General features: G+C 51.0%; 9 protein-coding genes and 2 tRNA genes. 8 read left to right on the top strand and 3 right to left on the bottom strand.

Features of this window, described 5'->3' with window-relative positions:
- Positions 1 to 225: 225 nt before the first annotated feature.
- Positions 226 to 1428 carry a hypothetical protein gene (locus tag K2I50_RS10505; protein WP_301026301.1) on the bottom strand — a complete coding sequence of 401 codons (1203 nt, stop codon included), beginning with the start codon at positions 1426 to 1428 and terminating at the stop codon, positions 226 to 228.
- Positions 1429 to 1927: 499 nt separating this feature from the next.
- Here K2I50_RS10505 and K2I50_RS10500 point away from each other — a divergent pair.
- The 8 genes from K2I50_RS10500 to K2I50_RS10465 all read left to right on the top strand — a co-directional run bounded on the left by K2I50_RS10500 (position 1928) and on the right by K2I50_RS10465 (position 7533).
- Positions 1928 to 1999, top strand: a tRNA-Glu gene (locus K2I50_RS10500).
- 41 nt (positions 2000 to 2040) lie between these two features.
- Entirely contained in the window at positions 2041 to 2304 is a 264-nt protein-coding gene (gene rpsT / locus K2I50_RS10495) for a 30S ribosomal protein S20 (RefSeq protein WP_301026300.1), read from the top strand.
- A 51-nt stretch (positions 2305 to 2355) separates the two neighbouring features.
- Positions 2356 to 2427: transfer RNA gene (locus K2I50_RS10490), tRNA-Glu, on the top strand.
- Positions 2428 to 2613: 186 nt separating this feature from the next.
- The gene (locus K2I50_RS10485; protein ID WP_301026299.1) at positions 2614 to 2790 is read left to right on the top strand and encodes a hypothetical protein; all 177 of its coding nucleotides are present in this window, start codon (positions 2614 to 2616) and stop codon (positions 2788 to 2790) included.
- Between the two features lie 110 nt (positions 2791 to 2900).
- Positions 2901 to 4445, top strand: a complete 1545-nt coding sequence (locus K2I50_RS10480) for a glycine--tRNA ligase (RefSeq protein ID WP_301026298.1) — start codon at positions 2901 to 2903, stop codon at positions 4443 to 4445.
- A 55-nt stretch (positions 4446 to 4500) separates the two neighbouring features.
- Positions 4501 to 5088, top strand: coding sequence for a LemA family protein (locus K2I50_RS10475; RefSeq protein ID WP_301026297.1), 588 nt, complete (start codon positions 4501 to 4503; stop codon positions 5086 to 5088).
- A 52-nt stretch (positions 5089 to 5140) separates the two neighbouring features.
- On the top strand, positions 5141 to 5689 hold the full coding sequence (gene bamJ, locus K2I50_RS10470) for a beta-barrel assembly machine lipoprotein BamJ (RefSeq protein ID WP_301026296.1): 549 nt from the start codon (positions 5141 to 5143) through the stop codon (positions 5687 to 5689).
- 17 nt (positions 5690 to 5706) lie between these two features.
- Entirely contained in the window at positions 5707 to 7533 is a 1827-nt protein-coding gene (locus K2I50_RS10465) for a DNA polymerase III subunit gamma/tau (protein WP_301026295.1), read from the top strand.
- A gap of 141 nt (positions 7534 to 7674) precedes the next feature.
- Here the strand turns inward: K2I50_RS10465 and fmt are convergent, their stop codons facing one another.
- Together fmt and rpmA are read right to left on the bottom strand one after the other, a co-directional pair.
- On the bottom strand, positions 7675 to 8655 hold the full coding sequence (gene fmt / locus K2I50_RS10460; RefSeq protein ID WP_301026294.1) for a methionyl-tRNA formyltransferase: 981 nt from the start codon (positions 8653 to 8655) through the stop codon (positions 7675 to 7677).
- 135 nt (positions 8656 to 8790) lie between these two features.
- On the bottom strand, positions 8791 to 9051 hold a 261-nt coding region (rpmA, locus tag K2I50_RS10455), incomplete at its 5' end, for a 50S ribosomal protein L27 (RefSeq protein WP_301026293.1).

The following is a 9051-nucleotide window of genomic DNA, read 5'->3' as shown; positions in this document are numbered from 1 at the left end:
CTCCTTCGTCACATGTCGAAAATCGTCTCAAGCTATACGACCCTGGCGGCAACATTTATTATTAAACAAGCTCTTAGTCTTTATACCTTATATAACACAATCCACATTATTTTGCTCATCAAGTGGGCAATTTTACCACACCTTACGTTCTCCATATGGTACAAAAAGAGATGGCAGCATACCGCGCGGTATGCTGCCATCTTGTAATATCCTGTAGGAAATCTCTTACTCGGCGTCAACGAGATTGAGACCGAGCTCAAGCTCTGTTGTGCCTTCAAGTACTGAGGGAAGACTTGCGATAGCAGGGCGAATCATACCCATAACAAACTCCATGCCTTCCATACCCTTCATGGACTCCTCTACAAAAGGCACGAAATTGGGATCGCTTGCAAGGTCATAAAGCGGACCTTTGGCAAGAGGAAGAAGAATCGAAGAGGGCAGATAGAACGATGTCATGCCATTATCCACCTTGTACTCTACAGGTATACCTTCAGAGAGCATGGGGAGGAATGTATCCATGGCATATACAATCAGCGGAGTGGTGTCAAGCTCATACGACTGGTCGCCCGACTCACTGCGGGCACCCATGGCTGAGGCTATGATCATCTCGGGATTGAGGAAGAGCTTGATTTCACCGGCCGAAGTCACTACATACTGTGCGATACCCACAGGGATAGCAGTCTCCTGATTGGTAGCCATATCGACATATTTGCCGGTGATGTTTCCATCAGCGGTAAATGTGACGTTCTTAAGCAATGCACATACGATATCATATACCGACATCTGAGTGTCGCCCATAGGGATAAACGCAGAGTTAAGCACTAAAGCCGAAAGGAATGTCTGGGCCGGGAAACCTTTTTCAGCACCGCCACCGATATCGAATTTAGCGGATGACTCCCAGTTGACATACACACTGCCTGTAACGCCGTCATAATCCGCCTGAAGAGACGCGGGCTTGTAGCTCTTGCCGGCAAGGGCTTTGTTTTTGAGCGAAACATTGGAGAAATCAAGAGAAAGCACACTGCCGTTGATTTCACCGTCGAGTTCATAGTCTACATAGTCGGTGGAGCCGGATGTTGCAAAAGAGAAGTTGTCGCCTTCCTTTACCACATTCACCGGTATGGTGAGTACGGGAGTGCCGGGGAGCACACCGGGACCATTGAGTACCGATGACTGATTGTCGGATGCTACAGAAGCCATGTCAATAGCGCTGTATACATTGAGAGTGCCCTCTCCTCCCTGAGCCTTGTCAAAACGCAGATGAGCGTTCTTGCCGATTACGGGAACACCGTTGTATGTAACCTGCAATGTCTCGTTAAAGAAGCTGGCATCAACAATTTGGCTATTCTCATTATCGTCACTTTTACAAGAAGTTACCGATAAAATCGACATAGCAGCGGCAACAAATAAAAAAATCTTCTTTTTCATAAAATTTGTGATAATCTATAGGGTTTACCTAATATTAGAGTCGCAAAGGTAACTATTTTTTTCAAATAATTAACCATTCGAATTCAATCAAGGTGAAGTATTGGCCAATTTTTTCTATCAATTAACCATTTTATTAACTAAAATTCTATTAAGTAACTGGTTTTAGAGCATCTACATAAGTGATGGCTATAAGAATTTTCCGGCTGTGCTTTTCGTATGAAATATTATCCACTTTTATTCGAAGTTCATCAGCAATACTCACCTATGTCTCCGGCAATACACCCGCTCTCACCGGCATGACACCTGCATATATAATTTCCGTATATATAATTAATGTATATCTTCCTTATGATTGCCTGAGCGAGAACCCGTCTGACCGGAAATAAAGCGCTCAAAAACCATAAAAACGACATGATTGATTAAATTTTTATAAAAATATTTGCTGAGATGAGAAAAAGTTCCTATCTTTGCACTCGCAATTAAGCCTTAGCGCAATGATGGCCCATTCGTCTATCGGTTAGGACGCAAGATTTTCATTCTTGAAAGAGGAGTTCGATTCTCCTATGGGCTACAATTAAAAATAAAACAATAAAAGAATAAGCATTTTAAGTAATGGCAAACCATAAATCATCTATTAAGCGTATCCGTCAGACCGAGTCGCGTCGTCTCCACAATCGCTACTACGCCAAGACTGCCCGCAATGCCGTGCGTCGCGTACGCGCCCTCACCGATAAGGCTGAAGCTGAAGCAGCTCTGCCCAAGGTAAGCGGAATGCTTGACCGTCTGGCTGCAAAGGGTACTATCTCCAAGAACAAGGCATCCAACCTGAAGAGCAAGCTCGCCCTTCACATCAACAAGCTGGCTGCCAAGGCATAATTGCCCTTAATAGAGGATAACGGCTACACACATATATAGCCATCATTATCCGGCCCATTCGTCTATCGGTTAGGACGCAAGATTTTCATTCTTGAAAGAGGAGTTCGATTCTCCTATGGGCTACTCTCAACTTTGATTTACCTATGGCGCTGTGTCAATACTACGACACAGCGCTTTTTTTTGCACTGTCGCCGACATGCCATGCGTCATCCAAACCTTTTACGACGGCAATCTGTTTGATTATTAGCAACCGGTCAAAATCGTCACGACCCACTGCCCAAAACATAATCAACTAATAATACTACAGGCATGAATACTAAAAATGACAGCAAACGCGACCCGCGTATCAAGTCGCAGACTCCCGGAGAGCAGGTAGACCACTATACCGACCCCACCGAAGCAGCAGTGAAGCAGGAGACCGAATCGCTCAACAGCCTCGGCGCTCAGGAAAACCAGGCGGCCGGCCCGCGCACTATCCTCAAATAATCCCCGAATTTAAATACATTTAGGGCAGACGCATATGCATCTGCCTTTGTCATATCCGCAGAAAACATTATCTTTGCTCTCTGAAAATATTGAAAATCATATATACAATCATGGCTCAACAAGAAGATCAGTTTAAGAAGATAGTGTCACATGCCAAAGAATATGGCTTCGTGTTCCCCTCAAGCGAGATATACGACGGTCTGTCAGCCGTTTACGACTACGGACAGAACGGTGTGGAGTTGAAAAACAACATCAAGCGTTACTGGTGGGACTCCATGACCCTGCTCCACGACAACATCGTAGGCATTGACTCGGCCATCTTCATGCATCCCACTATCTGGAAGGCCTCGGGCCATGTGGATGCCTTCAATGACCCCCTGATCGACAACAAAGACTCCAAGAAACGCTATCGTGCCGACGTTCTCATCGAAGAGCAGATTGCGAAATACGACGACAAAATCGAGAAAGAGGTAACCAAGGCTGCAAAACGCTTCGGCGACAGCTTCGATGCCGAGCTCTTCCGCCAGACCAATCCCCGCGTCCTCGAGCACAAGGCCAAGCGCGATGCACTCCACGAGCGCTTCGCCCAGGCGATGAACGACAACGACCTCGACGCACTCCGCCAGATTATCATCGACGAAGAGATTGTCGACCCGATTTCAGGCACCAAGAACTGGACCGAGGTACGTCAGTTCAACCTCATGTTCCGCACCGAAATGGGCTCTACAGCCGACGGCGCTATGTCGGTATACCTCCGTCCGGAGACCGCACAGGGTATCTTTGTCAACTATCTCAACGTACAGAAAACCGGACGTATGCGCATACCCTTCGGTATAGCACAGATAGGCAAGGCCTTCCGCAACGAGATAGTAGCACGTCAGTTCATCTTCCGCATGCGTGAGTTCGAGCAGATGGAGATGCAGTTCTTCGTGCGTCCCGGCCAGGAACTCGAATGGTTCAAGAGCTGGAAGGAGACCCGACTGAAATGGCACAAGGCCCTCGGCCTCGGCGATGCCAAGTACCGCTACCACGACCACGAGAAGCTCGCCCACTACGCAAATGCCGCTACCGACATCGAATTCGAGATGCCTTTCGGATTCAAGGAAGTAGAGGGTATCCACTCACGTACCAACTTCGACCTCTCGCAGCATGAGAAATTCTCAGGCAAGAAGATACAATACTTCGACCCCGAGCTCAACGAAAGCTACACACCCTACGTCATCGAGACATCGATCGGAGTAGACCGCATGTTCCTCTCGGTGCTCTGCTCAAGCTACGAAGAGCAGGAACTCGAAGGCGGCGACAAGCGTGTGGTACTCCACCTCCCGCCGGCACTCGCTCCCGTCAAGTGTGCCGTAATGCCCCTCGTGCGCAAAGACGGTCTTCCCGAAAAAGCTCGCGAGATTGTCAACGACCTCAAGTTTGACTTCCCCACCCACTATGAGGAGAAAGACTCAATCGGCAAGCGCTACCGCCGTCAGGATGCAATCGGAACACCCTTCTGCGTGACCGTCGACCACCAGACCCTCGAGGACAACACAGTAACCCTGCGCGAACGCGACTCGATGGAACAGAAGCGCGTGAAGGTAGAGGATCTCCACCGCCTCATACACGACACCGTAAGCATCAACTCACTGCTCCGCAAACTCGGCTAACAGCCGGGCTTGCGGGCCGTGGGCCCCACAAATAAAACACTCAAAAACAAGAATCATGACACTCAAACGCCGCATAATAGCCATAGCCACCGGAATGCTCTGCATGGCCGGACTCAGTTCGTGCAACTACAACTCACTTGTAGACAAACAGCAGACAGTAGACCAGCAGTGGGCCGAAGTAGAAAACCAGTACCAGCGCCGCAGCGACCTGATACCCAACCTTGTAGCTACTGTGAAAGGCTATGCCACACATGAAGAGAAGACACTCACCGAAGTGACTCAGGCGCGCGCCAACGCAACGGCCGTAAACATCAATGCCGATGAGCTTACCGAGGAGAATCTCCAGCGCTTCACAGAGGCACAGAACAAACTTACCGGCGCATTGAAGTCACTTCTTGCTGTCAGCGAGGCATATCCCGACCTCAAAGCCAATGAAAACTTCCGCGACCTGCAGGTGCAGCTCGAAGGTACCGAAAACCGCATCTCAGTAGCGCGCGGACGCTATACCGAAGCTGTGAAGGACTACAACACAGCCATAAAGAAATTCCCGACAACCATCTATGCAGGATGGTTCGGATTCACTCCCAAGCCACAGTTCAGAGCCACGGAAGGCGCCCAGACAGCACCCACTGTAGAATTCTGATATCCCCATGGCCATCGGAACCCTCTCCCGCTCAAACATTCCAATCAAGATAATGAACAGATTACCCATATTATTCGCCGGCACGGTACTGATGGCGTCGGCTTTCGCATCGTGCAAAGGTGACGAATCCACCTGGGACACCTACCGCGAATGGCGCGAAGCCAACAACTCCTGGCTTGCCGAGCAGGAAGCGCGCACAGAAGAGGGTTCGTCAGACCTCTACTTCACCCGCGTAGTGCCTCCCTACGACCAGGGCAGCTATGTGCTCATGCACTGGTTCAACGACCGCTCGCTTACAGCCGGCAATCTAAAGCCCTACTATACATCGACCGTTCATGTAAAGTACATCGGACGTTTCTATAATGGTGCGGCATTCGACTCCAGCTATCTACAGACCGACTCTATATTCGATACAAAACTAAGCAAAGTAGTGGCAGGATGGCAGATTGCCCTTCAGAACATGCATGTAGGCGACTCCTGTGAGGTAGTAATCCCCTACCAGTCGGCCTACGGCTCGTCAGGCTACAGCAGTGTACCCCCCTACTCCAACCTCGTATTCCACATGAAGCTGAAGGATATACCCGACTGGGAGACACCCTGACGCATATCCATACACTAATGGAAAACTATATCGTATCGGCACGCAAATATCGTCCGTCGACATTTGCAAGCGTAGTCGGACAGAAGGCTCTCACTGCCACTCTGCGCAACTCAATCAGCAAAAACAGGTTGGCCCACGCCTATCTGTTCTGCGGATCGCGCGGAGTAGGCAAGACCTCTTGTGCGCGCATATTCGCAAAAACCATCAATTGCCGCCACCGCAATGCCGACGGAGAGGCATGCAACGAGTGCGACTCATGCCGCGAATTCAACAAGGGCGCGTCGCTTAATATCGTAGAGCTCGACGCAGCCTCCAACAATGGTATCGATGATATGAAAAATATCATCGACCAGGTGCAGGTGCCTCCCGTCAATGCCGATTACCGCGTATTCATCATCGACGAGGTGCACATGCTCTCCAATGCAGCCTTCAACGCGTTTCTAAAGACACTTGAAGAGCCGCCGTCGTATGTCATATTCATACTGGCTACCACCGAAAAGCACAAAGTGCTCCCCACGATTCTGTCGCGCTGTCAGATTTACGACTTCAACAGAATCACCATACAGGATATGGTCGACCATCTGTCGTATGTGGCCTCGCAGGAAGGTATCAGCACCGAGCCTGCCGCCCTCAATGTCATAGCGCGCAAAGCCGACGGCGCAATGCGCGACGCCCTGTCGATTTTCGACCAGGTGGCGGCTTCGTCGATGGGCAACGTGACATACGCCTCGGCAATCGACAACCTCAACATACTCGATTACGAATACTACAACCGTCTTATAGAGTCGTTTCTTACAGGAAACATTGTCGATGCACTGCTCATATACAAGGAGATACGCGAGAAAGGATTTGATTCGCTATTTTTCATAAACGGCCTCGCGCAGCATCTGCGCGACCTCATGGTGGCCGGCAATCCAAAGACAATGTGCCTGCTTGAGGCAAGCGACCAGACACGCGAAGCGCTCGCCAAAGTAGCCGCCAAGTGTCAGCCTGCATTCATATACAGCGCTATCTCACTATGCAACAAGGCCGACCTCGATTACCGTACGGCATCAAACAAGCAGCTGCTTGTCGAGCTGACTCTAATCAAACTGTGCCAATTGCTCAGCCCTTCACCGCATGAAAGCGGCGCCGGCGAAGGGCAGCTACGTCCGATGAAACCATCGGCACAAGCGCCGCAGGCAGCTACAAGCACACCTACACCGCAACCACCGCTGGCCTCCGACCGACAGGCAGCATACGGCACTCCTCAGGCCACACCCCAACAGGCGCCACAGCCTCCTGCAACTCCTCCCGCCCCACAGCACAACAATATGCGTGCGGCGGCGGCACAGGCCATGCCACGCCAGGCTACCGCGGCACCTCGGGGCAAAATACCGGCCATCGGCGGTATTCCCGGATTTTCAATCACCAATCCCAAGGCCCACGCGCAGACATCCGACAACCCTGCCGCCACATCACAGACCTCGGCCCAACAGCGCTCGGAGAGATTTACCGACGAGGAATTCGCCGAAGCATGGCAACAGATTATCGACAGCCATCCTACCGAGCAACTCCTCACCAATGCAATGCGCAACGCCCGGCCGCGCCGACACAACGAACATCACTTTATCGCCACCGTAGAGAGCGAGGCCATAGAGGGGAGCATCATGTCAAACCTCGGAATGCTGCTTGGCGAACTGCGCAATCGCCTCAAAAACGACATGGTGCAGCTGTCAATCGAGCTCAACAAGGGGCAAGCTACAGCAACGTCGCTCACCGACTCGGAATTCTACTCCGTACTACGCAAGAAATGTCCTTATCTCAACACCATGATACAGGACATGCACATTACATTGATATAAGAAAATCCAACCACTCTCTAAGCCTCTAAAAGACTGAGCTGCACCCCGGAAGCAACATTCCGGAGTGCAGCTCAAAACTTTTGTCCCGTATACCGGGCTATGACATCAGCCTATCGGCTATACCTTTGAAAGAAACGGGGTCTAAACAGTGGCCAGACGGTATCCGCGGAGAAATTCGTCGGACTGCATGCGGCGCTTGCCTGCCGGCTGCAGCGACAGTATCTCAATCCATCCGTCAGCAGCAGAAACAAACAGACGGCCTCCGGCTGTATGTATGGCCCCGGGCGCGCCTGCCTGAGGCAGAGCGGAAACTACATCCACGCATGCGCCATCAACGAGCGCTGTAGCGAATACCTTGACATTGATAGGCTCCGAACCGTCCTCACGCGGAAGGAGAGTCCAGGCCGCAGGATACGGCGAAAGGCCGCGCACATGATTGTGTATCTCGCGCGCTGTGCGGCTCCAATCGATAAGACAGGTCTCCTTGAAAATCTTCGGAGCCGAAGTAGGCTCTCCTTCAAGTGCATCCTGGGGCATGGATGACAGATTTCCTGCAAGAATACGGTCGACGGTATCTATCGTAAGGTCGGCGCCAAGCATCATAAGGCGGTCATGCACATCGCCCACACATTCATCCGGTCCGATTGCGATACGCTTCTGGTCAATCACATCGCCGGTGTCAATCTCATGCTTGAGAAAGAATGTTGTCACACCGGTCTCCGTATCTCCGTTCATGACAGCCCAGTTGATGGGCGCGGCGCCGCGATATCGCGGAAGAAGAGAGGCATGGAGGTTGAATGTGCCAAAGCGCGGCATCGACCATACCACTTCGGGGAGCATGCGAAAAGCGATGACAATAAAGAGATCGGCATCGAGCGAACGAAGTTCGTCAACAAACTCCGGCGCTTTCAGCTTGGGAGGCTGCATCAGGAAGAGGCCCTTCTCCTCGGCATACTGCTTCACAGGCGAATGCAGCATCTTGTGGCCGCGACCGGCCGGTTTGTCAGGCATAGTCACGACTCCGACCACATTATATCCGCCTTCTACCAGGCGACGCAGGCTCTCGACCGCAAAATCGGGAGTGCCGAGAAACACTATCTTAAGGTCTTTTTTTTCCATCATCTGAGTTTGTAAACCAGTTAGTTATCAAGAGATTTCATAAGACAATCTCCTGGATGTTGATTATAGAAAAGGGCGCACACCGCGTCGCTACCGACGGGGAATGCGCCCAAATGGATTAATCAGCAGGTAAAACGCTTAGGCTTTAACCTCGGGATCGATGTTGATGAAACGACGACCGTTTTTGCCTTCGGTAAATACAACCACGCCGTCAACGAGGGCATAGATTGTGTGATCCTTACCCATGCCTACATTCAGACCGGGATGATGCACAGTACCGCGCTGACGCTTGATGATATTGCCCGCTTTAGCGCGCTGACCGCCAAAAATCTTAACACCGAGTCGTTTGCTTTCTGACTCGCGGCCGTTCTTTGAACTACCTACACCTTTTTTATGTGC

Origin of the sequence: Muribaculum sp. (assembly GCF_029051885.1) — a bacterium.
In the GTDB taxonomy this organism is placed as follows: domain Bacteria; phylum Bacteroidota; class Bacteroidia; order Bacteroidales; family Muribaculaceae; genus Muribaculum.
Note: the sequence above shows the minus strand (reverse complement) of the source record. Positions and strands in the feature narration are given on the sequence as shown.

Excerpts from the sequence above, each read along its gene's own strand:
- K2I50_RS10505 (WP_301026301.1), bottom strand. The coding sequence starts at position 1,428 with ATGAAAAAGAAGATTTTTTTATTTGTTGCCGCTGCTATGTCGATTTTA.
- rpsT (WP_301026300.1), top strand. The coding sequence starts at position 2,041 with ATGGCAAACCATAAATCATCTATTAAGCGTATCCGTCAGACCGAGTCG.
- K2I50_RS10485 (WP_301026299.1), top strand. The coding sequence starts at position 2,614 with ATGAATACTAAAAATGACAGCAAACGCGACCCGCGTATCAAGTCGCAG.
- K2I50_RS10480 (WP_301026298.1), top strand. The coding sequence starts at position 2,901 with ATGGCTCAACAAGAAGATCAGTTTAAGAAGATAGTGTCACATGCCAAA.
- K2I50_RS10475 (WP_301026297.1), top strand. The coding sequence starts at position 4,501 with ATGACACTCAAACGCCGCATAATAGCCATAGCCACCGGAATGCTCTGC.
- bamJ (WP_301026296.1), top strand. The coding sequence starts at position 5,141 with ATGAACAGATTACCCATATTATTCGCCGGCACGGTACTGATGGCGTCG.
- K2I50_RS10465 (WP_301026295.1), top strand. The coding sequence starts at position 5,707 with ATGGAAAACTATATCGTATCGGCACGCAAATATCGTCCGTCGACATTT.
- fmt (WP_301026294.1), bottom strand. The coding sequence starts at position 8,655 with ATGATGGAAAAAAAAGACCTTAAGATAGTGTTTCTCGGCACTCCCGAT.